Origin of the sequence: Actinomadura livida, assembly GCF_014648675.1 — a bacterium.
Taxonomy (GTDB): Bacteria; Actinomycetota; Actinomycetes; order Streptosporangiales; family Streptosporangiaceae; genus Spirillospora; species Spirillospora livida.
The window spans coordinates 90,712-113,497 of the sequence record NZ_BMRO01000022.1 but is presented as its reverse complement, the minus strand read 5'-3'; the positions used below and the strand labels follow the sequence as shown (position 1 = coordinate 113,497).

The following is a 22,786-nucleotide window of genomic DNA, read 5'->3' as shown; positions in this document are numbered from 1 at the left end:
GGTGGCCAGCCCGCCGTCCGCCAAGGCCCACGCCCCCTCGCATACCAATAACAAGATCCTTCTCAAACACGCACTAACGAGGCATGCCACGCCTTCGGGCTTCCGGAGGTTCCCCTCCTGGACATCAACGGCACCATCAATTTCCACCATTGGGGCCCGAGCATGAAACCCACCATTGCCGCTTGGGTGAACACATTCGGCGCAGGAACCTGACCGGACGTCCCGCTACGGCGCACCGAACGCTCCGCCAAGCGTTCGGCGTAGTCGCTGGCTTTCAGGTCGAACGCCGTCAGTCCGTGCCCGAACCGGAAGGTTCCCACACGTCCAGCTAGCTTTTGCGGCTGGCAGCTGGCTCGGGCTGACGTTCACCGAACCGTCAGGAATGGGCTTGGCTTACCGGTGTAGGAGACGTATAGGTGGTCGCGGGCGCGGGTGCAGGTGACGAACAGCAGGCGGCGTTCCTTCTGGGTGTCCTGTGCGTGTGCCTGACCGTCTTCGGCCTCAGGTGTGATGGCCAATGACGAGGGAATCGCCCCCTCCTCGGCGCCCACCACCGCCACGCACCTGAACTCCAGCCCCTTCATCCGATGCATCGACGCGACCTGGACGCCGACCGACATGCTGGGTACCTGGTAGGCCGTGATGCCCTCGGCCTTCAACCGTCCGGTAACCCTGCGGACCATGTACTGGTGGCGGGTCGCCACGCCGATGGCGGCAGGTTCGATCCCTTCGGCGATCCAGGCGCGAACCTGCGCGGCCAGCGCCTCCAGTTCGGCGTCCTTGTCAGCGTAGCCGCGCACTACGGGAAGGCTGCCGTGTATGGGGGAGCGGTACCCATCTAGGGTGTCGGGCGAGTCGTCGAGGCCCTGTGCGGGCTCAAGCCCGAGCAGCGGAACCGCCCAGGAGAGGATCTCTTGCGTGGTGCGGTAGTTGAGCTTCAGCTTGGTGCTACGGCCCCGTACGTTGATGCCGAGGCTGGCCAGCGAGACATGGCTTTCGTAGATACGTTGATGCGGGTCGGCCACCACGAAAAGATCGTCGGGCCCGCTGGCCACCAGCCGGCGAAGGAGCCGCCACTGGGTGGGGTGGATGTCCTGCGCCTCGTCGATGATGATGTGGTCGTATTCGGGTGCATGGACCAGTTCGGTGGCCTGGTTGGCGAGTTGCTGGAAGGTGGAGAGACCCGCGATGCGCAGCTCATCGACCACCCCGGAGACGGCCTGCCACACCGCTCGCCGTTGGGCCTTTCCCAGCGGAACGCCGCGGCCGGTCCGCGGGCAGGTGAGGTAGTCGTCTAGGCTCCGAAGGTCCTGGGCGAGTATCACGTGTTCCCACTCGTGCTGCAGGAACGTGGTCGAGTACGGAAGGCCCTCGGCGGCCTGCTCCCACAGTGGAGCCAGCACGTCCGGCCCCGCGATGCCCGGTCGGCGGTGGCGTGCGACGATGCTGTAGGCGAGCCGGTCGACGTTGTCAACTGTGATGCGCTGACGCACCTGCGCGTCATCTACCAGTAGATCCAGCCGCCGTTGTAGGGACTGCGCGAGGTTCCTGGTGAATGTGGTCAGCAGCACCCGCGCGCCGTCCCGCCTGGCTAGGTACCGAGCTCGGTGCAGAGCAGCCACCGTCTTGCCCGTCCCGGCCCCGCCAGTCACCTGCGCGGGCCCGCTGTAGGATTCCCGCAGTACCGCCTTTCGCTGGACGGGGTGCAGAAAGATCCGCCAGGTATCGAACGGCCGCGCCAGGATCTCACGCAGGTTCTCGGGCCCGTCCACGAACACCACGTGCCCCGGCGTACGTCGCATCGCTGCCTCCAGATCGTCGGGGTCGACGGCGGCCGGTGCCTGCTCGGCAAGCAGCGACGCGACCTCCTGCCACGCCTGATCGACGGTCATGCCCTGTGCCAGTGCCAGCAGCGCGATGTACTGCGATTCGGGCACCAGCCGCTCCAGCGCCATTAGTTGGTTTTCGTCAGTCAGTAACCGCACTAGCGGGATCAGCTCCCGGTCGATGCCGAGCTTGTGTAGGTCCTTGTCGAAAATGTGCCTGAACAGCCGGTCCACGCTGCCCTCGGCGACCTTCTCCAGCGTGGGGGAGAGCCTCTTCAGGCGCTCCTGATCCCAGGACTCCAGCACGCCGATCGCCTGGTTGACGCTAAACCTCTTGCTCTTGGCATAGGCGATCGCCTCATCGTGCGCTAGCACTGTCAGCAGGCAGTACACGTCGCCCCGCTCGGGCGCCAGTACGACTCCGCGCCGGTGCGAGTCGATCCTGATGGTGCGGATCCGTGGGTCCTGGGCACCGTTGATCTTCTCTAGGTGTAGCCCACCCACAGTGGGCTCAGCGAACTTGGCGAGAGCTGCCTCGACGCTCCTGCGCACCTTGGGTTCCATCTTGGCGTACTGCGGCATGAACGAGTTAGCGATCGCGAGCTGAGCCAAGCGGCTCGGCCGTGTAATGACCGGAGACTCCCCTGGATCAGTGGCTTCCCGCGTGCGGATAATCGGTGTGCCCTCCGGCAGCGCGCCGAGGAACTGTAGGGCATCGCGGGCGGCGTTCGTCAGCGGGCGTAGGCCGGTGGGCAGCGCGAGGTCGCCGTCGGCGTCCTCAACCGCCGCCGCGAACGTCGCTGCCGATCCCGTTCCGGCGACGACCCGCTGCCGCAGGACGTCGTAGGTGCGCCAGGCGTCCGATGCCCCGAGCAGCCCCTGTAGTGCTTCACGGACGCCGTCGCGGAACCGCAGCACGGGACCGGACGGGGGTTCGCACAGCTCACCCACGACGACCTCGGCGATGTCGTCATTGGATGCCGCAGATATCAATTCCTGCCGGATGAGGTACAACAGCGGCAGGGTGATCTCGACGAACGGGGAGCTAAGGACGGCGAGCCGGACGGCTCGGGGGGAGGCGACGCGCCGGAACATCTCTACCAAGCGGTCTCCCGGAGGGGGAGCGTCGTCCTCCTCGACCTCTTTGGGGATCCGTCCTGTCGGCGGGATCAGGAGTGCGTCACATCCTTGAGGGGCGCCGCGCATCAGCGTCGCCGCCCAGCGGCCGAGCGAATGGGGGGTGAGCGTGGCCGCCGGGAGCGGCATCCACTCCACACCGTGGGGTGTGTCAAACAGGTGCGGTGCCGTGAACCGGAGCCTGGTGTTGGGTGTGCCAGGAGCGTCCCCGCGCGCCCGCGCTGCGGGCAGGTCCAGCCCAGTGCGCCGCCACATGCGCGTGGCCAGCGGGCTAATCAGCGCGGTCGGTGTCGAGCTCGCCCAGGTCCGGATCGTGGTCCAGATTTCGGTGCCGGACCACCCGTGGCCGGCTCCGTCGGTCAACACGATGAGGAGACGGCGTCCGTCCGGGGCGCGTAGCTGGTCGGCCGCAGCAGGCCGACCGCTTTCGTCGCGCAGGACCGGGCATGGGCTTTCCGCCGATATCCGCCACGTGCGGATCCGACGGAAGGCCCCGAGCTGGTGCAACAGGGACGTGAACTCGGCTACTGCCTCATCCCACACCGCCATCGAGGGCGAACTGTCCACGACCAGCCCCAATTCGAACCAGCGTTCTGGGGCGGGACGGAACTGGGGGATGAGTGTCCAGGTCCGGGCATAAGCCGTGATGGTGGCGTCGATGTCCAGGTGTGACCGACGGCCGTCCGACCTGGGCCGTTTGAACGGGCGCAGGGACCGTGCGAGGGCCAGCGGGGAGGAAAGTGCGCCCGCTGTCCGGACGTTGACTTTCCGTCCCGCCCTTGATCCTAGGTTCGGGGTCGTTTCTGCCGGTTTCGGAGGTGTCGGCACTGCGTCGTCCCCGGCAGGAGGGGTGTCGTGCGCAGAACCAGGGTCAGGAGCCGGGCCGGTGGATGTTTCGGTCTTCGCAAGTTGCGGAGGTGAGGAGTTCGGTTCCCGGGCGGGCGGAGAGCGATCGGTACTTTCGTCGGGTGCCGGTGCGGTGGCGGCCAGCCACAGGGCGTCGGCGATCGACGCGCCGTCCAGGGTCCGGTCCAGCGTCAGTATCGACCGGACGCAGTGGGCCAGGTCGGCGTCATCCACGGGAGAGTTCCCGCAGCAGGAGGGCGACTAGGTCGTCGTGCCGGGTGCCCTGGGGGGCATCGTCGCCGGAGAGTACGAAGACCGCGCTGAGCAACTGGTCGATCGCGAGGTTGTCGCCAGCGCGTAGGCGGGTGACGAACCCTCGCACGAGGGTCGCCACCGGTCCCTCGTCGGGTACCTCCATGTCCAGGTGGGCTTGAACGACCTCGCGCAGCGTCTCCTCGTCAGGTTCCGGCATCTGGAAGCGGATGCAGCGCCGCAGGAACGCCGGCGGGAAGTCGCGCTCGGCATTGCTGGTCATCACGATGAAGGGAAATTCGGTGCACTGTACTTTGCCGCGCTCGACCGTGTACGTCTGGTCACTGTCCCACATGCGTACCGCCACCTGCTCGGCCTTGTGGCGTTCGAGTTCGAGGATCGTGTACTCGCCTCGCTCCAGCACGTCGAGCAGATCGCTGGGGAGGTCCAAGTCGCTCTTGTCGATCTCGTCGATGAGCAGTGCGCGCGGCAGTGTGGCTGGTACCAAGGCTGTCCCCAGCGGTCCGAGGCGCAGGAATGGGGCGATGTCGTCGACCGTTTCGCCGTGGCCAGCGGCGGTCCTCAGCTGCTGCTCGTGGATACGGCCGAGCACGTCATAGCGGTACAGCGCGTCTTCCAGTGTGCTGCGGGAAGTGATGTGCCATCGCAGGACAGGGCCGAGGGCTAGCTCGTGCGCGACTGACTCAATGACCGTGGACTTGCCGGAGCCGGGAGCCCCAGTGACCAGTAGGGGGCGGCGCAGACTCAGTGCCGCGTTGACCGCGTCTGGCAGGCCCTCGGGCGGGCGGAACTTCTGGCCGAGCGGGCGGTGCGGGAAGCTGCGCCAGGGCGGGGGAGGCGCGAGCTCGACCTCTCGGGCGGTGCCGTCGCCTCGATAGTAGGAACCCCAGGACATCAGGTACTCCTCGTCTTGTGGCCGGGCGGGGGCAGCAGGGCGTCGCAGAACGCGAGCCATTCCTCGTCGTCCCAGACCGCGCGCAGGTCGGCAACCGGATCGCAGGCCTCGTCGCAGGATTGGTCGCGCCACCGGGCGCGGTAGGCGTGCAGGAAACCCAGGGGTAGTTCGTTCCAGGAGTCCTCGACGCGCTTCTGGTGCTCGGGGCCGATGTTGGCGCTGTCCGGCCACACCACGATTGGTGCGAACCGTAGCAGCAGTTCGAACAGCTTCTCGTTGCGCTCAGGGGAGGCCAACAATCCCACGCCTCTCCGGTACACGCCGTTGCGGAAGTCCTCGTCGAGCCGGTGCTGCTCGGCGGCCTGCCGCGCCGGGATCCAGTCGAGGCGGCCGCCCTCGGTGATTGAGGCGATCTCGGTCAACCGTCGGCGCGCGCTCCGGATGGCGCGGCGGGTGTCTGGCAGCCTCTCCAGCCAACGGCTCCAGCGGGGTAGGACGTCGTAGTCGACGCCGAGTCGCCGCTCGTAGGCGCACTCCTCGGGGCGCCACTGCAGCAGCAGTCCGGTCGGCATCGCGACCTCGATGCGGCGGAGGGGGAGGCCGAGCGCGTCGGCGTGGTCCTCGGCCCAGTCCACCGCGTTGGCGAGTGCGGTCTCGGTCCCGGGGCGGTCGCTGCCGGGGCAGTCGAAGTTCTCGTGTTCATAGACGGCTTGGTCGTGGAGCAGCCAGGCGCCGATCTGCTCCGGCCAGTCGTCGGCTAGGGCGTAGTGAAGGCTTACGATCAGGCGGAGTCGGCGCTCCGCCCGGCGTTCACACCGCTCGTGCACTGCGTCATTGAGCGCGACTAGCGCATTGATGCCCGTCGCCCAATCCCGCAGTTCGGGCTCGTTGAGGTCCCAACCTGCGTCGTCGGCCAGCTCCACCACGAACCGGGTCAGTGCTTTCACGCAAGCCCCCCTGCTAGTGGGAGCGTTACGCGCGACATACTCGGCCGCGTCGATCTCGGTGTGTACATCACCGACTGCCTGATCGTCGGAGACGGCCATATTCAAGGCCGCCACGGCCTGACGCAGCCGCGTCCCGGTCAACGCGGCAGGCATGAAGGACCGCAGGAACGAAGCGGTTCGATGTGCCAAAATCAGGCGCTCGACGAGACTGGCGGCGCGCGTCCGGGCGGGGCCCGGTTGTGCCTGCGCGATCTCCTCGTGGAGCCGGTATAGATCGACGAGAGTCCAGCCTGGCCCAACCAGCCCGCCCAAGTTCAAGGGCGCCAAGGCTGTGTCTAGCTCTGCAGTCCCGTACGACCCGAGGGGTGACATATTGGCTTGGACGTGCCGGTTGCGCGAGAGCCAGAGTGGGACATAGGAATCGCTGCCGTCGTAGGAGAAATGGGTGATGCTCTGCTGCGCGATGTGCTCGCGCAACTCGAGGGTGATTTCGGGCAGGCAGAGATGGGGGGCGGCCCTGGCCAGGCCGGCATCCAAGAGCCGTACAAGCTCCCGGGACATTGCCATGTCGTAGGCGGGCTGGTTTACCGCCGCGGCCATGAGAAGCGCCAGTCGCGTCTTCCCGCTGGACGAGCCGATGGTCAAGGTGCTGGCCGGGGGAATGGCTCCCGCAGCGTCACAGGCGTCGACGATGACGAAGACGCCCTTCACGCCCACGTGGTCGACGGCCTCTCCCACGAGCCGTCCGACGTCAACGGCGCTGCTCCTGTCGCCGTTCTTCGAGTCCCGTGCCATGAGGTAGAGCGTTGGGTCGTCGCCAGGGGTGAACCCGTGCCCAAGCAGGGCCAGCACGAGCGTGGCGCCGTTCTCGGCGGCGCGGGAGATTGAGGTCCGCACAGCCGCTTCGATTTCCGGGGCGGCCAGTTCCCCGTAAAGGACGGACTCTCCGCCGGGCAGACCCGGGTCACAGCCACCAACGCCGGGATCGCGCAAGGCGTTGGCCAACTCGCGGGCGGCAGGCTCCAGAGCGGTGAGCGTGCTCATCGAGCGGCACTGCGTGGCGACCACGAGCACGTGCCGACGGTCTATGCCTGTCATGGCACCGCTGCGAGGCCCTGGAGGGCCTCCATGACCGGCCCGGCCACGTCAGCCTTGGCCAGATACTTGGTTGCGGTATGCACCCACACCCCGTCGGAGTCGACCCGGCTGCTGATGGGCACGACGCCCGCCGTGTTTGCGTGGACGTCCTCCTCTAGGACAGGCCGCGGCACGATGATGTCGTCGCGGTCCCAGTAGTTGAGCCATCGGTTCACACAGCCGGGAGTCGTGGGTGGCGCTGGCCGGATCTTCGGCCACACAACCGCGCGCATTGCCAAGGGAGAGCCAAGGGTGACCAGAAGCGGCACCGACGTCTCGTGGCCGCACAGCGTTTCGAAGGTCACGACACTTCCCAGCGAATGTGCAACAACCACAGTCGGGCTAGAGCCGAGCGCATCAGCCACGACTCCACGGATCCGGGCATCGAGAGGTCTGCCGTCGCCATCCTGCTCGCGCCGCGCGAGGTATCGGGCCACCTGGGCGAAATCACGGACTAACAGCTTGCCGCCCGCCCACTGCCCGGCACGTCCCCACGGACCGGAGCCCAGCAGCGTCGTGCCCGCGTTGATGGCCCGACGCACGATCTCGCCAGCCCCCTGGGCCCCGCCTTGCGGACAGAGCTGCGCCAGAGCCCGTTCCACCGTGGCGTCGATGGGCCCGTTGGGATCCCTGTCGTGGGTCTGCACGTGGGCCCGCACAATCTCGATGAACAGCCGGTCGAGCAGGACCGCTTCGTCCTCATCAAGTTCGATGCCCCCGGCACCTTGGGCCTGCGGTCGCTGGAGCAAGTCACCGTAGTAAGCGAAGACAACCTCGGCCAGGCTGCCGTCGATCAACCCTTGCGCGGCCTCTCCATGCCCGGCCCGCCGGGCGCCAGCAGCCAGGGCATCGATCCAGCGCTTCCTATCTTCCTCGACCCGGCGGGGCCCTCCGATGCCATGGACGAATACCAGCCGTGGTGCCACCGAACCTCCACGTGAGACGTCTTTCCAGCGGGAGCGGGGTAAAGAACGGCCTGACAGTGAATGCCTACTTTATGACACACATCCCCCCAGACTTGCGCTTGCCGGAAAGTGCGTCCATACAGGTGACAGACGTATTGCCTGGCGGGCGCGGTGCAGGGGGTGTGTCGATCGCGGCTGAGTACGATTGGCCTGCCGTTGACAGAGGGTTGGGTGATGTCGCCTTGCGGCATCGCACATCCACGGCACGGTCCTCTTCGACCTGGTGAACCGGCAGTCCCTTGGCTGGGCTGACCGACCGGGCGGCCGACACGCTTGCCGGATAACTGAAAAATATCTCGGAAGTAGAGATGATCTTCAGGGGCCTTGGACGGTGCCTCTGACCCGTCTCGACCAGGTCGTGCTCCCCCCACAGGATGCCCGGCTGCCACGTCCTCCTGTGGCAGCAGCAGAGGCCACCATCACCATGCCCCGCGCAACTCCCCCTGCACCACATCACCCTAAGGACGCGGCCAAGTCCAGAGCGCCGGCGGCGATGAGATTGCCGAGCGCTCCGGCAGCCGCGGTGTTCAGGTGCGTAGCCACGAGCTGGAGGCCGCGGCGAATCCGGCCCACGTCTGGGGAGTCGCTGGTGACCTCGCGCTCCAGTTTCTCCATGGCCTGGACGACTTCGGCCTCAGCCTCGGCGGGGAGGCTGATCGTCGGCTTGGCCTGTCGGTACTGCTCGACCACACCCAGCACTTTGGCGGCAGTGTCGGCCTCGAAGACGGTCGAGTTCAGCGTGTTGCAGTCCCCGGCTGAGACATTGCCCTTGTTGTCGCCGGTGAAGTTGAATGTCGGGCCACCCTTGTGTTTCGTCTGCTCGTACGCCATCACGTCCCCCGAGTACTGCTCGACACAGCGGTCCCCTTCGTCGGTCGTCTCCGCCCTGACCGGGCCGCGGCGCCCGTGTGACTTCGCACCGTGGATGAGGCCGCGGTCGACCAGTGACGCTGCCGCCCGGTCGATCTCACTCTCGGTGAGAAGTTCGCCCTCGAAACGAGCCTCGGAGGTCTTGAGGAAGCCATCAACGACCGGGTAACCCACGCCGTCCTGTTTCTTCTCCCATAGCCAGCGCAGGAGACCGTTCCGCGCGGCGACCATGCGCTGCACCTTGTCTACGCGGCGGCGCCTGCGGGCATCAACCCACTCTTGGCCGTAGTTAGTGAGATTGGCTATGGGAGTTCCGAGGGTGCTGTGACGTCGGTCCACGAAACCGCGTTCTGTGCACTGCCTCAGCAGTTCGAATGATGCGTGTAGGTCAAGGCCGTGCGTCTCGCTGAAATCCGGGAAGTCGACCGCGCCCGCCGGCGCCTCGTCCGAGTGGTCGTACACCCACTCGACAAACGCATCGTGCAGTTCGCGAAGTTTGTCGGTCATTTGTTCTCCCCGTTCGATCAGGGCCGGGGGGCTCGGTTGCCGATCAGTTTGCAGGACTCCGAGACCTGCTTTGGTGCGGAAGGTGGCAGAGCCATATAAATCGTCCGAATTGACTAGATTGTGGCCATCCTCTTGAGTCATCCTCGAGTCACCCTGGCGCGATTTGATCTCCGCACTTCCGCGATCGCGGTCGCGATCTCAGTGAGTTCCGGGTCGGTGATGTCACCACCAAGATCTTTCCATCTGGCACTGAGTGGAGGCTCGATCTCCCAACCACAGGACGGCCCTTAATACTCCAGCGGTAAGTCGTGATCTTGGTGGTGGGGGTGCTGGAGCATGCAGACGGCCACCGCGTGATCATGGATGTTTGTGAGGACAACCGAAGATCACGTGATGGCCGCTGGGCCCAGCGTAGACCCTGGCCGGTGGCAGACGATGCTGGAGGACCTGACGGGCCGGGTGGCCTGCCGGTTCAAGCGGGTGGAGACACGGCGGCGGTTCCGGGCCCTGCTGGAGGGACTGCTGGCCGAACTGCCCCGTAAGAACCGCTGGACGATCGCCGAGCACGCCGGGGACCGCGACCCGTACGGGATGCAGTACCTGCTGAGCCGGGCGGTGTGGGACGCCGACCAGATACGTGATGACCTGCGCAGCTATGTCACCGAGCAGCTCGGCTCGGCGGGGGCGGTGCTGGTGGTGGACGAGACCGGCGATCTGAAGAAGGGCACCTGCAGCGCCGGGGTGCAGCGCCAGTACACCGGCACCGCCGGCCGGATCGAGAACAGCCAGGTCGCGGTGTTCCTCGGCTACGCCACCGATGCCGGGCACGCCTTCATCGACCGGGAGCTCTACCTGCCCCGGGTCTGGGCCGACGACACCGTGCGGCGCCAAGCGGCCGGGGTGCCCGCCGACCGCCACTTCGCCACCAAGCCCGAGCTGGCCCGCCGCATGCTCGCCCGTGCGCTGGACGCCGGGGTGGACGCGGGCTGGGCCACCGGCGACGAGGTCTACGGCCAGAGCCCGGACCTGCGCCGCGAACTGGAACAACGCGGTGTGGGGTATGTGCTGGCGGTCGCGGCCAGCCACCGCGTCACCCTGGGCATCGGCACCCGCCGCGCCGACCAGGCCGCCGCCGCACTGCCCAAACACGCCTGGCAGACCCTCTCGGCCGGGACCGGCGCCAAAGGCGAACGCCTCTACCACTGGGCCCTGATCGGCATCGACCACGCCCGGCCCGGCTGCCGCTGGCTGCTGGTCCGCCGCAACCGCCGCACCGGTGAGCTGGCGTTCTACCGCTGCTACGCCCCCGCCCCCGCCCCGCTCCACACCCTGGTCAAAGTCGCCGGCCGCCGCTGGACGATCGAGGAATCGTTCCAGGCCGGCAAGAGCCTGTGCGGCCTGGACCAGCACCAAGTCCGCACCTGGACCTCCTGGTACCGCTGGACCACCCTGGCCATGCTCGCCCACGCCTTCCTCACCTCGGTCACCGTGTCCGAGCACACCCGCCCGCAGGACGAACCCGAACTGATCCCACTCACCCTCGCCGAAGTCCAACACCTGATGGCCCGGCCAACCGCCAGCCCACCACCGGCCGCCGAACTCTCCCGCCACTGGTCACGCTGGCGCCGACGCCACCAAGCCCACGCCCGCACATGCCACCACCAGCGACAACAGACCCAAAGACACTGAAGATCACGACTTACCGCTGGAGTATTAAGCTCCAAGGACATCGACTGCACGGCATCCGCGTACCCCATGCAGCCTCACCCGCGGGGAGAAGCGCGGGCTGATCGCCTCCCTCGCGAGGCTGGTGCCGACGCTGACCGCGCTCGACACACGCCGCCACTGAACCCTGACCGGTCGGCGCTCGTTCGGCTCCACGTCCTGGCCCGGCCGGTCACCGGCAGCCCTCCCCAGGGCCGCGGGCGGCCGTTCTGGTGCGGAGACCGGCCCGCGCGCGCGGAGGCGTCCACTTGCGGAGCGACCACCTGGTGGCTCTCAATGGTGAATTGCCCGGTGACGGCCTTGAGAATCTCCTCGCTGTGGTCGTTAGGACTCGGGAGCCCGGGTCGCTGCGCCGGGCCAGGGTCGCCCACCTGCCTGACCGTGGGCGTCGTCTGTAACTCAGTTGTCCGGATAGGCCGCGGGGACGGTGAAGTCGCGGCACGCCGGGCGCCAAGATGGCGGTTGCCCCTGTCGCTCATCCATCATGAAGAGGTGAGTAACTTTAGGCACTGTTCATTGATCTAATAATTTTTTGTTGTCCTAGTTGTGAGGCGCTCGGCGGGTGCAGTCGCTCAAAGGTGAGCAGCTCTCGCCACTGGAGGCTGTGGTGTCGGGGAGGTGGCGGTTAAGCGGCGGGCGCCGCGGCTCCGCCACGGTCTCGTCGGGTCACGCCGTGGCGGAGCAAGTAATAGACAACGTTCATTTGTGGGGCTGGACCGGGCGCGGCCCAGCCAGGGCAGGGGATCGGGCGCGATCCCCGGGGGGTGGGGCATACGGTCGAGATCGGCGAGTCGGTGTCGGGTTCCGGGGCGCCGCGGAGGCGGCGTTCGGTTCGGTCGCAGCAGCGGAGTCGGTCGGTGAGGATCGCGCTGTCGGAGCAGGAGTATGCGGCCTTGGCGGCTGCGGCGGCGAACGAGGAGCTGGCGTTGGGGGCGTTCGCCGCGCAGGCGAGTTTGGCGGCGGCGCAGGGACGAGTGGTTGCGGAGTATGCCGTGCTGCGGGAGGCGTTGGCGGCGGTGTTGTTCGCCGTCGGGCAGGTGCAGCGGGTGGGCGTGAATCTCAATCAGGCTGTTGCGGCGTTGAACTCCGGTGAGCTGGTCGAGCAGCTTCGCTGGTACGCCCAGGCGGCGGCGCGCAGCATTGACCGACTCGATGAGCTCGCTCAGGAGTTGCGGCATCGGCTCCCTTGACCGGGCCGGGGGCCGTGGTTGATCGGGAAGATCCGTCGCGGAGAGCGTGTCCAGGGGCTGCTGCGCTACCTGTACGGTCCTGGCCGGCACGAGGAGCATCGCGATCCGCATGTAGTGGCGGGCTTCCGGAGCGCGCCGGAGCTGGAACCGGGTGTGCGGGCGGATGGGAGCCGGGATTTTCGGCGTTTGGACGCGCTGCTCACCCAGCCGTTGGCGCTGCTGGGGGAGCGGAACTATCGGCAGCCGGTGTGGCATCTTCCGTTGCGGGCGGCGCCCGAGGACCCGTTCATGTCCGATCAGCAGTGGGCCCGGATCGCTCATGAGGTGATGGACCGGGTCGGGCTCGCTCGGGACGGGGACTTCGGCACGGTCCGGTGGGTGGCGGTCCGGCATGCCGCCGACCATGTCCACATCGTGGCGACCTTGGCGCGCCAGGACGGTGGTCGGCCCGATGTGTGGAACGACGGTTACCGCGTCCGGGACGCTTGCCGCACGGTCGAGCAGCGGTACGGGTTGCGGCGGACGGCGCCGGCGGACCGGACGGCGGCGCGGCGGCCGAGCCGGGGCGAGATCGAGAAAGCCGCCCGACACGGCCGGCCGCTACCGTCCCGCACGCTTCTGCGACGCACAGTCCAGACGGCGGCGGCCGGAGCCAGCAGCGAAGCGGAGTTCTTCCGGCGGCTGCGTGACGAGGGTGTCCTGATCCGCCGGCGTTTCAGCGAGCGGACGGCCGGCGAGATGACCGGCTACGCCGTCGCCCTCCCCGACGATCTGAACGGCGATGGACGTCCCGTTTGGTACGGCGGCGGGAAGCTCGCTGCCGACCTCACACTGCCCAAGCTTCGCCGCCGGTGGACGGGCGCGGACGGGTCCGTCCGCGCGTCGTCCCCGTTCCGCCCGCTGGACGGACGACATCTGTCCGAGCGGACAAGACGAGCCGTGCTGCGGGCAGCCGTCCGCCGCGCGGCAGACGAGTCGGCGACGACCAACGAGTTCCTCGACCGGCTCCGGGGCGAGGAACTTCTGGTCAAGCTGCGCTACAGCCAGATCGTTCACGGGCAGATCACCGGCTACGCCATCGCTTTCGCCCCTGAACACGATGGCGAAGAGCCCACGTGGTATCCCGGCAGCCGTCTCGCCGATGACCTGTCACTATCCCGTCTCCGCCAGCGCTGGGCCACGCCTGCCGCGCACCGCGAGCCGACCACCGACCACGATGAGCTGACGCCGGAGGAGCGCCAGGCGTTCTACGACGACGCATCCCGCGCCGCCGCCTTCGCCACCGCCGAGATCCGGCGGCACCTTGTCACCAACCCGCATGCCGCACAGGACGCCTGCTGGGCGGCCTCTGATGCCCTCCACGTCGCAGCCCGAGCCACCGGCAACCGTCACCTCCACCGCGCCGCCGATGCCTACGACCGCGCGGCCCGCGCCCCCCACGGCCGCATTCCCATTCCGACTCCGGCGGGCAACGCGCTGCGCACCACAGCCCGCCTGCTCGCGCTCACCGGCACAGCGAAGGACCGAACGGTGGTGTCGATGATGCTGCTCATCGCCAACTTCATCACCCTGCTCGACACCATCTCTCAGCTGCGCCACCTTCAGGGGCGTCACGCCCAGGCCGACGCCGCTCGAAGGGCCGCCGCGCACACGCGACAAGCACGACCAGCAGGCCATGCCCCCGCACCCCCGCCGGCCGGCCCGAACGCACAAGCGCGCCTGGCCATGGCCGCCTTCCCGAATGCGTGGGCTCCGCTGCCGCAGAATGCACAGAGCAGAACAACGCCGTCGGCGCCCACGGGCCCAGTCCGCCCCAGTCGACGACGGCCGTGATCGAACGGCTCTCCATCGCGACGCTCGCCAGCCTCACCTCAAGGAGGGGCTGCTTCTCGCCGGTCGCTCATCCGGCCTCTCGGAGCTGGAGGATTGCGCGCTCGCAGGCTTCCGGGTCGGCGGTGTGGAGCAGGTCCAGAAATCCGTCCAGGTCGGACGCAGAGATCAGGACGCGCCCCGTCGCCCTCCACATCCCTTCTCGATCCAGCGTGATCGACCATTCCGGGAAGAGGTACTGCAGTAGCAGCAACGTGACTCGCATCGTCTCCTCACCGGAGCGTGGTCCCAGCGCTCTTTGCCTTCCATCTCGCATGGTCAGGGCAGCTTGGCCCAGACGACCTTGCGGCCACCGGCGAGGCGTTTGACTCCCCACTCGTGCACGAGCTCCGCCATGAGCTGCAGACCACGGCCGGAGGTGGCGGCGTCGTTCTGGGGCTGGACGGTGGGATGGCCCGTGCCGGTATCCGATACCTCGATCACCGGTCGCCCATCGTCCGGGTCGAGGAAGATCCGGACGACGATCGGGCCTTCGCCGTGCCTGTAGGCGTTCGTGGTCAGCTCGCAGACCACGAGGCGGCCTGTGTAGTCGTCGGTGATGCCCCAGCCGGCGAACTGTTCGGCGAGGAACCGGCGCGCGAGGCGTGGTGCCTGATCGGTGGACTCGAGGACGAGCGTCGGGACTTCAGGAGCTCGCGGTGTTGCGGACATCGGCACGACCTTCGCTGCCAGAACGGTTGGTAACTCACCGCACAGACTGAACTCCGCCGCGTAGCGTTACCACCGAAGCGCCCCAGCACACACGTGGCGCTGACGATCGCTGGTAGGTGGGTTCCCCTCGCTCACGGTGGAGGCGAAGCAGTGGCCGCACGCAAACCGACATCGAAGACCGTCTCCTTCGGCGCAGAGGTCACGCGCCTCCGAGAAGAAGCAGGGCTCAATCGGACGGAACTCGCAGCACGGGCGGCAGTCACCCGGAGCTACATCTCGCAGGTCGAGTCCGGGCGCACCAAGTGCCGCAAAGACTTCGCCGAACGACTGGACAAGGCGCTGGACTCGGGCACCGCCCTGGTCGATGCATGGGACGAACTCCTGCGTTCCAGCAGCTACCCGAGGTTCTTTGCAGACTTCCCCCGGGCCGAGGCGTCCGCTGATGCGCTGCGTGCGTTCGAGATCAGGTTGGTCTATGGGCTTCTGCAGACTGAGGCGTACGCACGTGTGCTCCTGTGCGACGACGAAGCCGTCCGCGAGCGGATGCAGCGACAGAAGATCCTCACCAAACCGAACGCTCCGACCGTGTTCGTTGTGCTGGACGAGTCCGTCCTCCTCCGTGAAGTCGGCTCCCGGGAGATCATGCGCGAACAGTTGGAGCATCTGATCGAGATGTCGGAGCGTGACAACATCACGATCCAGATCGCCCCGATCGGCTACTACCGCGACGCCCGAGCACCGTTCGTGATCGCGACTCAACCCGATCGCAGCGAGATCGTGTACCTGGAGCACAACATCGGGGGCGAGACGAGCGCAGAGCCGAAAGACCTCGCGCTCGTCAGCGAGGCTTTCAGTAGGCTCCAAGCGGCGGCGCTTTCACCCAAGGCGTCGGTCGACCTGATGCGGAAGGTTGTGGAAGAGCGATGGACGTGACCTGGCGCAAGTCGTCGCGTAGCAGCGAGGCCGGAGACAACTGCGTCGAACTGGCCGACCTCGGCGAGGCCGTGGGTATCCGCGATAGCAAAGACCCGGCCGGCGCCAAGCTCACCCTGCGCCGCGACGAGTTCGCGCGCCTCCTGGCGATTCTGAAGCGCTAACGCCCGGACATGGCACCTAGGAAGCCCCGCCCCGAGAGGGACCGGGGCTTCTTTCTGTTTGTCCTGGGGCCTGACGACTGCACGCGGCATGTCGAAGAATCGAACGATTCTCAACACTCCGTCCGGGGCGGAGGCTTTGCCGCCGCTCGCCGTTGCGATGTGGGCCTGCGTGGTGCGGCGAGATGGCTTCCGGTCAGGTTCGGGTCGGCACGGTGGTGAGCTTGTGGACGAGGATGTCGATCACGGCTCGTTTGCCGGCGTCGCCGCGCCGGTGGGTGAGGAGGCCTTCGATGACGAAGGTGCCGATCGCGGTCATGGCGGGGAGGTCGGCTTCGGCGGCGCCGGCTTTGCGGAGGTCGTCGGCGATCAGGGTGTCGGCGAGTTCGTGGAAGCCGGTGTGCCAGGCGTGGACGGCGGGTGAGGCCGGGGCGCGGGTGTGGACGGTGTTGACGAGGCCGTGCAGCCGTTCGAGCTGGTCGACGGCCCACAGGAGCCGGTCGTTGAGCGGCCGGTCGGCGATGGTCGCGTACTGGGCGAGGGCTTCGGCCAGCAGGCGGTCCAGGACGGCGATGAGCAGGTCGTCCTTGTCGCGGAAGTACCAGTAGATCGTGTTGACGGTGACGCCGGCGTTCTTGGCAATCTGGCCCATGGACGCCGACTCGTAGCCGTTGTCGATGAACAGCCGCTGGGCGGCGGCGAGGATCTCCTCGCGTTTCTCCTCGCGGTCTTGGGGGCGTCGGTTCCGGGGCACCCCCACACCCTATCTTGAACGACCCTCAAGAAGGCGCTAGGTTTCTTGAAGACCGTTCAAGAAGTGAGGTGGGCCCCCCATGCAGACCGACCACGCGGCTGCCGAGATGCTCGGGCTGGACACCACCGGGCTGCTGGCGTTCTTCGCCACGCTGCCCGCCCCGTCCATCAAGGAGATGGACGGGGAGTACGCCGCCCGGCTGCTGGCCCAGCCCAACCTGCTCGCTTCGGTGACCGGACGCGGCACGGTGTCGAATCCGCTCGCGCCGTGGCTGTGCAAGGCGTTCCGGCCCGTCGACGGCCAGACCGGGCGCGGCTACAACACCTTCCGCCAGTTCGGCCGCGTCCGGCAGCGCTATGCGATGCACACGCTCATCGCACCGTCGCGCTATGACGGCCGTCCCGCCTACACGCTCGTCTACCGCGCCTACGCCTCGATGTGCGGGACGATCAACATGGTCGACGAGGTCCGCCGCGCGGCGCCCGGTGTATATCTGGGCATCGGGACGTGGGGATTCACCGCACGGCAGCGCCGCATCCCCCTGCCCTTCCTGCTCACCGGTCCCGTCGGCGCCTACCGCGGTGACATCGGCACCGCTCGCCGCGGCTTCACCCCGGGCCCGCGTGAACTGCCCGGCCCGAAGAAGGCCGCCCAGTGACGAAGTGGCTGCTGTACGGCGCCAACGGCTATACCGGCGAGCTGATCGCCCGGGAGGCGCGCAAGAGGGGCCTGGAACCGGTCCTCGCCGGCCGGAACCTCGCGGCGGTCAAGCTGCTGGCCGAGGACCTCGGCCTGGACTACCGGATCTTCGACCTGCGCGACGCAGACGCGTGGCTGTCCGGCATCGACGTTGTGCTGCACTGCGCCGGGCCGTTCTCGGTGACGGCGCCCCCGATGATCGACGCTTGCGTGCGCACCCGCACCCACTACCTCGACATCACCGGTGAGATGGACGTCTTCGCCTACGCCCGCGAGATCGACGGCCAGGCCCGCGCTGCTGGTGTCGTGGTCTGTCCCGGAGTCGGTTTCGACGTCATCCCCACCGACTGCCTCGCCGCCGCCCTCCACCAGGCCATGCCCGAGGCCACCCGCCTGCGGCTTGGGTTCGACCTGCCGCTGGCCCTGTCACCGGGGACCGTCAAGACGATCCTGGACGGAATGGCCGCCGGAGGCCGCGTCCGCATCGACGGCCAGATCACCCCGACCCCGCTGGGCGGACGCACCGCCCGCATCGACTTCGGCAACGGCACCAAACCCGCGCTCGCCTTCCCCGCCGCCGACCTCCACAGCGCCCACCACAGCACCGCGATCCCCAACATCGAGGTGTACCTCCCGATGCCCTCCCCGCTGATCCGCGCCACCCGGATCAGCAGGCGGTTCACCGGGCTGCTGGCCCGTCCCCGCGTCCGCGACGCCGCGCACAAGCTGATCGACAAGACGGTGAAAGGCCCCGACGCGAACCGACGGGCCACCAGCAGCGCCCACGTGTGGGGCGAGACCACCGACCCGGCCGGCCGGCGGGCCACCGCCCGCATCACCACGGCCAACCCCTACCGCCTCACCATCGACGGCGCCCTCACCGCCGTCACCGACCTCCTCGCCGCCACCGCCCCCCGCCTCGGCGCGCACACGCCCGCGACCCTGTTCGGCGCCGACCTCATCACCCGGCTCCCGGGCAGCGGCCCCCTCACCATCAGCCCGACCGAAGGATCCCTGACGTGACCACCGTCCCCCGCTCCGCGCTCATCAGCGGCGCCTCCGCAGGCATCGGCGCGACGTTCGCCCGCCACCTGGCCGCCCGCGGCTACCAACTCCTGCTGGTCGCCCGCCGCGCCGACCGCCTCCACGACCTCGCCGCCCAGCTCACCGAACAGCACAAGGTCCGATGTGAGGTCTTCGCCGCCGACCTCACCGCCCCCGCCTCCCCCGCAGCGATCCTGCGATACGCCGACGAGCAGGGCCTGAACATTGACGTGCTGATCAACAACGCCGGATTGTCGGGCAAGACAGCGTTCGCGGACACCCCCTGGGACACTCTCGCCGGAGAGATCCAGCTGATGGTGACCGCCCAGACCGAACTCGCCCACCGCGTCATCCCCGGCATGAAGGAACGCCGCTGGGGCCGCATCGTCAACCTGTCCTCCGTCGCCGCGTTCGCCCCGCCCGCAACCAGCCTGCTCTACACCGGCATCAAGTCCTACGTCCTCAACACCTCCCAAGCCCTCGACATGGAACTCAAACCCCACGGCATCCACGTCACCGCCCTGTGTCCCGGCTTCACCCACACCGAGTTCCACGACGTCATGGGCACCCGCGACAAAGCCAACCACCTCCCCGGCATCCTGTGGCAGCAGCCCGAAGCCGTCGTGGCCGAAGGCTGGAAAGCCGTCCAGAACGGCAAGCCCGTGTGCGTCCCCGGACTCGTCAACAAGATCTCCGCCGCCGCCATGAAACCCCTGCCCAACCGCCTGGCCTACCTCGCCGGCAAGACCCTCAACCCCTTCAAGAACAGCTGAACCCTTACCTCCGTTCATCCCTGAAGGAGTAGGTGCCGGTCACGTTGATGCGGCGGCGGGCGAACGGTTCCGTGGAGGGGCCTGGCCGCCGCGAGTTGACCTTGCGGTGTCGATCGGCTGGGGCGGCCTGTGCTGGTCAGCGGCGGCTCGGTTGACGCGGGTCGCCGAGGGGCGGGCAGGCGGGCGGCGGGACGTGTGAACATCCGGTGGGCCGGAGCGGGCGGATGCCGGTCTTCCTGGTCCCGTGTGAACCGGGGGAGTGCCGCGAGGGGCGGCCGAGTTCACTAACGAACGGCTAACAAACGATCAAGAGGCCGGTCCTCCGAGTGGAGGAAACGGCCTCTGAGCTGGTGTTTCTGTGTCGGGACGGCGGGATTTGAACCCACGACCCCTTGACCCCCAGTCAAGTGCGCTGCCAAACTGCGCCACGTCCCGGTGCCCGTTGGAGCGGGCTTGATTACTGTAGCGCAGTCCGCGGGGTCGTGCGTACTGAGATGTGCGGGCGTGGATCTCTGGTAGGCAGGCCTGATGATGTCTTTGCGGGCGGGGCTGGCGGGGCTCGTTTGCCTGGGGGTGCTGTGCGGGTGCGGGGGCGGTGGCGGCGGGGCTCGGCCGGTGGGTGAGAGTCCTGAGGTGCCGGGGTCGCCGGAGGCTTCGCGGGTGCCGTCGCGGGCGGTGGTGCGGGTTCCCGCGGGGGTGCGGGCGTCCTATGTGGTGTTCGATCGGGGCGCCGGGCGGGTGGTGGTGGAGCGGGGGCCGCGGCAGACGTTCCGGTCGGCGTCGCTGGTGAAGATCCTCATCGCGCTTGACCATTTAAGGGAGCGGCGGGTTTCTGTGCGGGACCGGGAGCTGCTGGGGATCATGCTGCGGTCGAGTGATGACGGGGCGGCGACCGAGTTCTGGCGGCGGGGCGGGCAGAAGGCGATCCTCGAGCGGATGGTGCCGAGGGTGGGGCTGCGGGAGACGGCGCCGCCGCCCGCGGACAAGCCCGGGTTCTGGGGGTACACGGCGCTCAGTGCGCGGGACATGGTGCAGACGTACCGGTACCTCCTGGGCGAGGCGCCGGAGGCGCACCGGGAGTTCGTGCTGGGGCAGTTGCGGAAGGCGACGCGGTGCGGGACGGACGGGTTCGACCAGACGTTCGGGATCCCGCGGGCGCTGAAGAGGCCGTGGGCCGTGAAGCAGGGGTGGTCCGGGTTCGGGGACGCGCCGGCGGGGCCATGCCGGGGGGCGGAGCCGGCGGCGTGGGGGCCGGATCTCGGGATCGGGCGGCCGGTGCTGCATACCACGGGCCTCGTGGGGGAGCAGAAGATCGTGGTGGTGCTGACGCTGCATCCGGCGGGGTCGTCGTTCGCGAAGGCGGCGGCGCGGATCACGGCGCTGACGGAGCAGGTCTATCGGGCGTGACGTGGGTCACACTGAGGGGAACGGATGGCTCTGGGAAGGGTCATCGAATTCGCTGAGGTTCGGGCGGGAAGGGAAAACCCGGGCAAAGATCTGGACTGTTTACCCGGTTCGTGGCGAATAGTCCTTCGCTGACGTATGTAGCTTTTTTCTCCCAAGGCAAAACAGCGCCGGACGGGGGACACGGTTGGCGGAAGCGGAGGGCGCCCAGCCCGGGGTGCACGGTGCGGACCTCGACGACCTGCGGGACGCCGCGCGCGACCGCGCGGTGCTTTCGGAGGCGCGCGTCATGCTTGCCAGGCGGCTCGGAGTGCCGCCCGGGGAGGCCCTGCAGCATCTGATCTGGCTCGCCCGCGACCTGGACATGGGGCTCGCCGAGGCGGCGGCCCTGCTGGTCAGGGACGGCGGGGGCGGGTCGGCCGGGGCCGTGCTGGCGGGGCGTCGCGCGCCCCGCGCGGAGGGCGGCGCCGCCGAGCGCCGGGCCGCGCTGTCGGAGGTCGAGGACGTCCTGCGCCGGGTGACGGCCGAGGACACCGCGGGGGACGAGGAGATCCTCAGCCGGGTGCCGGAGGACCCGATGGCGCAGGCCGTGCTGGACGCGACGCTGGATTCGTCGGCCCATCTGGTGCCCGTGCGCGGGCCGGACGGCAACGTGACCGACTTTCTTTATGTGGCCCTCAACGAGGGCGCCCGCGACATGTTCGGCCGCGGCAGGGAGGAATTGGCCGGGCAGCGGCTCCTGCAGACCGATCCGGGGACGGTGCAGAGCGGGCTGTTCGACGATTACATCGAGGTCCTGGAGACCGGGACCAGTTTGGAACGTTCCTCCATTCCCTATACGACCGCCCAGCGCGGTCTGTCGCGCTCGTCCAGGACGAGCGTGCGGTGCGTGGCGGTCCCGACCGGCATCTGCCTGACCTGGCGGTACCACCATGCCGAGGACCGGACCGTGCGGCGGCTGGAGCGGGTCGAGCGGCTCGCCCTGGTGGGGTTCGGCGAGTGGGACCTCGCCACGGGTGAGGCGGACTGGACGCCGCAGATGCTGGCCAACTACGGGCTCGGCCCCGACGAGGTGCCGCCGTCGCCGCACGACCTGCCGAAGGCCGTGGCGGAGGACGATCTCCCGCTGGTGGAGGAGGCCGTCCAGACGATGTTCTCGCGCCGGGAGCCGGTGGAGGCCGAGCACCGCGTGATCGGCCCGGACGGTGCCCCGCGGCACCTGTGGATGTTCGCCGAGCCGGTGCTGGGCGACTCCGGGCTGCCTGTCTCGATCAACATCGTCTCGCAGGACATCACGCGGCGGCGCGGGGTGGAGCGGGCGCTGGCCGAGACCCGGCGGCAGATGCTGAAGCAGCAGGAGCGGATGGCGCAGGAGCGGCGGGTGGCGGTCACGCTGCGCCGCGCGATCCTGCCGGACGAGGACGAGTCCGAGCGGCTGCCGGGCCTGGTGACGGCGATCCGCAGCCTGGCGGCGGAGAGCACCGCCCGCATCGGCGGGGACTGGTACGCGACCCGCGCGCTGGCGGACGGGCGCGCGCTGTTCGCCATCGGGGACGCGGCCGGGCACGGGCTGCCCGCCGCCGCGGCGATGGCGCGCAGCCGCAACGGGCTGCTGGGCCTGGCCTGCACGGGCGAGCCCGCGGGACGGCTGGTGGGCTGGCTGAACGAGCTGGTCGGCACCATGGACCCGACGGCGACGGGGACCGCCATCGTCGCCGTCTTCGACCCGGGCCGCCGGGTGATGGAGTGGACGTGCGCCGGCCATCCGCCGCCGATCCTGATGCGGGACGGCCGGGCGGAGCGCCTGGAGGTCGTCCGCGACCCGATGCTCGGCGCGGTGACGGACTGGGAGTACACGACGATCACCACCCAGCTCGAACTGGGCGACGTCATCTTCCTGTACACCGACGGGCTTGTGGAGCGCAGGGACGCCGACCTGGACGACCGGATCAACCGCCTCACCGACATCCTTCAGGACTCCTCCACCCGGCCGGAGCTGGTGCTGGACGAGGTCCTGGCCCGCATGGAGCACGACAGGGCGGCCGACGACACCACGCTCTTCGCCGTCCGCGTGGAGTGAGGAGCGTCATGTTCGGGTTCGGGAGGGCCGCCTCGTGTGATGTGCACCACGCATAACCGGGGGTGAAGACGGCCGGCAC

Annotated in this window: 18 protein-coding genes and 1 tRNA gene; 10 read left to right on the top strand and 9 right to left on the bottom strand. The window is 68.5% G+C overall.

Annotated elements, in window-relative coordinates; translation table 11 throughout:
- Positions 1–365: 365 nt before the first annotated feature.
- The 5 genes from IEZ03_RS38355 to IEZ03_RS34830 form a co-directional block, all read right to left on the bottom strand.
- Complete coding sequence (locus tag IEZ03_RS38355) at positions 366–4,043, bottom strand: SAV_2336 N-terminal domain-related protein (RefSeq protein ID WP_229808770.1); 3,678 nt, start codon at positions 4,041–4,043, stop codon at positions 366–368.
- Positions 4,036–4,977 (bottom strand): AAA family ATPase, encoded by a 942-nt coding sequence (locus IEZ03_RS34845; RefSeq protein WP_184885395.1) that lies wholly within the window; start codon positions 4,975–4,977, stop codon positions 4,036–4,038. The genes IEZ03_RS38355 and IEZ03_RS34845 overlap by 8 nt, the downstream gene beginning before the upstream one ends.
- Positions 4,977–6,998, bottom strand: coding sequence for a vWA-MoxR associated conflict system protein (locus tag IEZ03_RS34840; RefSeq protein ID WP_184885393.1), 2,022 nt, complete (start codon positions 6,996–6,998; stop codon positions 4,977–4,979). The genes IEZ03_RS34845 and IEZ03_RS34840 overlap by 1 nt, the downstream gene beginning before the upstream one ends.
- Before the next feature lie 20 nt (positions 6,999–7,018).
- The gene (locus tag IEZ03_RS34835) at positions 7,019–7,987 is read right to left on the bottom strand and encodes an alpha/beta hydrolase (RefSeq protein ID WP_184885391.1); all 969 of its coding nucleotides are present in this window, start codon (positions 7,985–7,987) and stop codon (positions 7,019–7,021) included.
- A 492-nt stretch (positions 7,988–8,479) separates the two neighbouring features.
- Positions 8,480–9,403 (bottom strand): hypothetical protein, encoded by a 924-nt coding sequence (locus tag IEZ03_RS34830; RefSeq protein WP_184885389.1) that lies wholly within the window; start codon positions 9,401–9,403, stop codon positions 8,480–8,482.
- A 393-nt stretch (positions 9,404–9,796) separates the two neighbouring features.
- Between IEZ03_RS34830 and IEZ03_RS34825 the strand changes: the two genes are divergently transcribed.
- The 3 genes from IEZ03_RS34825 (at position 9,797) to IEZ03_RS34815 (ending at position 14,151) form a co-directional block, all read left to right on the top strand.
- Entirely contained in the window at positions 9,797–11,092 is a 1,296-nt protein-coding gene (locus IEZ03_RS34825) for an IS701 family transposase (RefSeq protein ID WP_425117622.1), read from the top strand.
- Between the two features lie 893 nt (positions 11,093–11,985).
- Entirely contained in the window at positions 11,986–12,318 is a 333-nt protein-coding gene (locus tag IEZ03_RS34820) for a hypothetical protein (protein WP_184885387.1), read from the top strand.
- A gap of 18 nt (positions 12,319–12,336) precedes the next feature.
- Entirely contained in the window at positions 12,337–14,151 is a 1,815-nt protein-coding gene (locus IEZ03_RS34815) for a relaxase/mobilization nuclease domain-containing protein (protein WP_184885385.1), read from the top strand.
- A 67-nt stretch (positions 14,152–14,218) separates the two neighbouring features.
- On the opposite strand, the gene IEZ03_RS34810 is transcribed toward IEZ03_RS34815, so the two are convergent.
- Both IEZ03_RS34810 and IEZ03_RS34805 read right to left on the bottom strand, forming a co-directional pair.
- On the bottom strand, positions 14,219–14,413 hold the full coding sequence (locus tag IEZ03_RS34810) for a hypothetical protein (protein WP_184885383.1): 195 nt from the start codon (positions 14,411–14,413) through the stop codon (positions 14,219–14,221).
- A 53-nt stretch (positions 14,414–14,466) separates the two neighbouring features.
- Complete coding sequence (locus tag IEZ03_RS34805) at positions 14,467–14,859, bottom strand: ATP-binding protein (RefSeq protein WP_184885382.1); 393 nt, start codon at positions 14,857–14,859, stop codon at positions 14,467–14,469.
- Positions 14,860–15,009: 150 nt separating this feature from the next.
- On the opposite strand from IEZ03_RS34805, the gene IEZ03_RS34800 reads away from it, so the two are divergent.
- Positions 15,010–15,792 carry a helix-turn-helix domain-containing protein gene (locus IEZ03_RS34800; protein WP_184885380.1) on the top strand — a complete coding sequence of 261 codons (783 nt, stop codon included), beginning with the start codon at positions 15,010–15,012 and terminating at the stop codon, positions 15,790–15,792.
- Positions 15,783–15,956, top strand: a complete 174-nt coding sequence (locus IEZ03_RS34795) for a DUF397 domain-containing protein (protein WP_184885378.1) — start codon at positions 15,783–15,785, stop codon at positions 15,954–15,956. Before IEZ03_RS34800 ends, IEZ03_RS34795 begins: the two co-directional genes overlap by 10 nt.
- A gap of 193 nt (positions 15,957–16,149) precedes the next feature.
- On the opposite strand, the gene IEZ03_RS34790 is transcribed toward IEZ03_RS34795, so the two are convergent.
- Positions 16,150–16,707 carry a TetR/AcrR family transcriptional regulator gene (locus IEZ03_RS34790; RefSeq protein WP_184885376.1) on the bottom strand — a complete coding sequence of 186 codons (558 nt, stop codon included), beginning with the start codon at positions 16,705–16,707 and terminating at the stop codon, positions 16,150–16,152.
- Between the two features lie 79 nt (positions 16,708–16,786).
- Between IEZ03_RS34790 and IEZ03_RS34785 the strand changes: the two genes are divergently transcribed.
- The 3 genes from IEZ03_RS34785 to IEZ03_RS34775 are packed head-to-tail and all read left to right on the top strand — an operon-like array spanning position 16,787 to position 19,223.
- Positions 16,787–17,365, top strand: a complete 579-nt coding sequence (locus IEZ03_RS34785) for a hypothetical protein (RefSeq protein ID WP_184885374.1) — start codon at positions 16,787–16,789, stop codon at positions 17,363–17,365.
- Positions 17,362–18,429 carry a saccharopine dehydrogenase family protein gene (locus IEZ03_RS34780; protein WP_184885373.1) on the top strand — a complete coding sequence of 356 codons (1,068 nt, stop codon included), beginning with the start codon at positions 17,362–17,364 and terminating at the stop codon, positions 18,427–18,429. The genes IEZ03_RS34785 and IEZ03_RS34780 overlap by 4 nt, the downstream gene beginning before the upstream one ends.
- Complete coding sequence (locus IEZ03_RS34775) at positions 18,426–19,223, top strand: SDR family NAD(P)-dependent oxidoreductase (RefSeq protein WP_184885371.1); 798 nt, start codon at positions 18,426–18,428, stop codon at positions 19,221–19,223. Before IEZ03_RS34780 ends, IEZ03_RS34775 begins: the two co-directional genes overlap by 4 nt.
- A gap of 361 nt (positions 19,224–19,584) precedes the next feature.
- On the opposite strand, the gene IEZ03_RS34770 is transcribed toward IEZ03_RS34775, so the two are convergent.
- Positions 19,585–19,658, bottom strand: a tRNA-Pro gene (locus IEZ03_RS34770).
- Between the two features lie 180 nt (positions 19,659–19,838).
- Between IEZ03_RS34770 and IEZ03_RS34765 the strand changes: the two genes are divergently transcribed.
- Positions 19,839–20,630: a serine hydrolase gene (locus IEZ03_RS34765; protein ID WP_229808769.1), complete on the top strand. Its 792-nt coding sequence runs from the start codon at positions 19,839–19,841 to the stop codon at positions 20,628–20,630.
- Positions 20,631–20,814: 184 nt separating this feature from the next.
- Positions 20,815–22,707 carry a PP2C family protein-serine/threonine phosphatase gene (locus IEZ03_RS34760; protein WP_229808768.1) on the top strand — a complete coding sequence of 631 codons (1,893 nt, stop codon included), beginning with the start codon at positions 20,815–20,817 and terminating at the stop codon, positions 22,705–22,707.
- Positions 22,708–22,786: the final 79 nt, after the last annotated feature.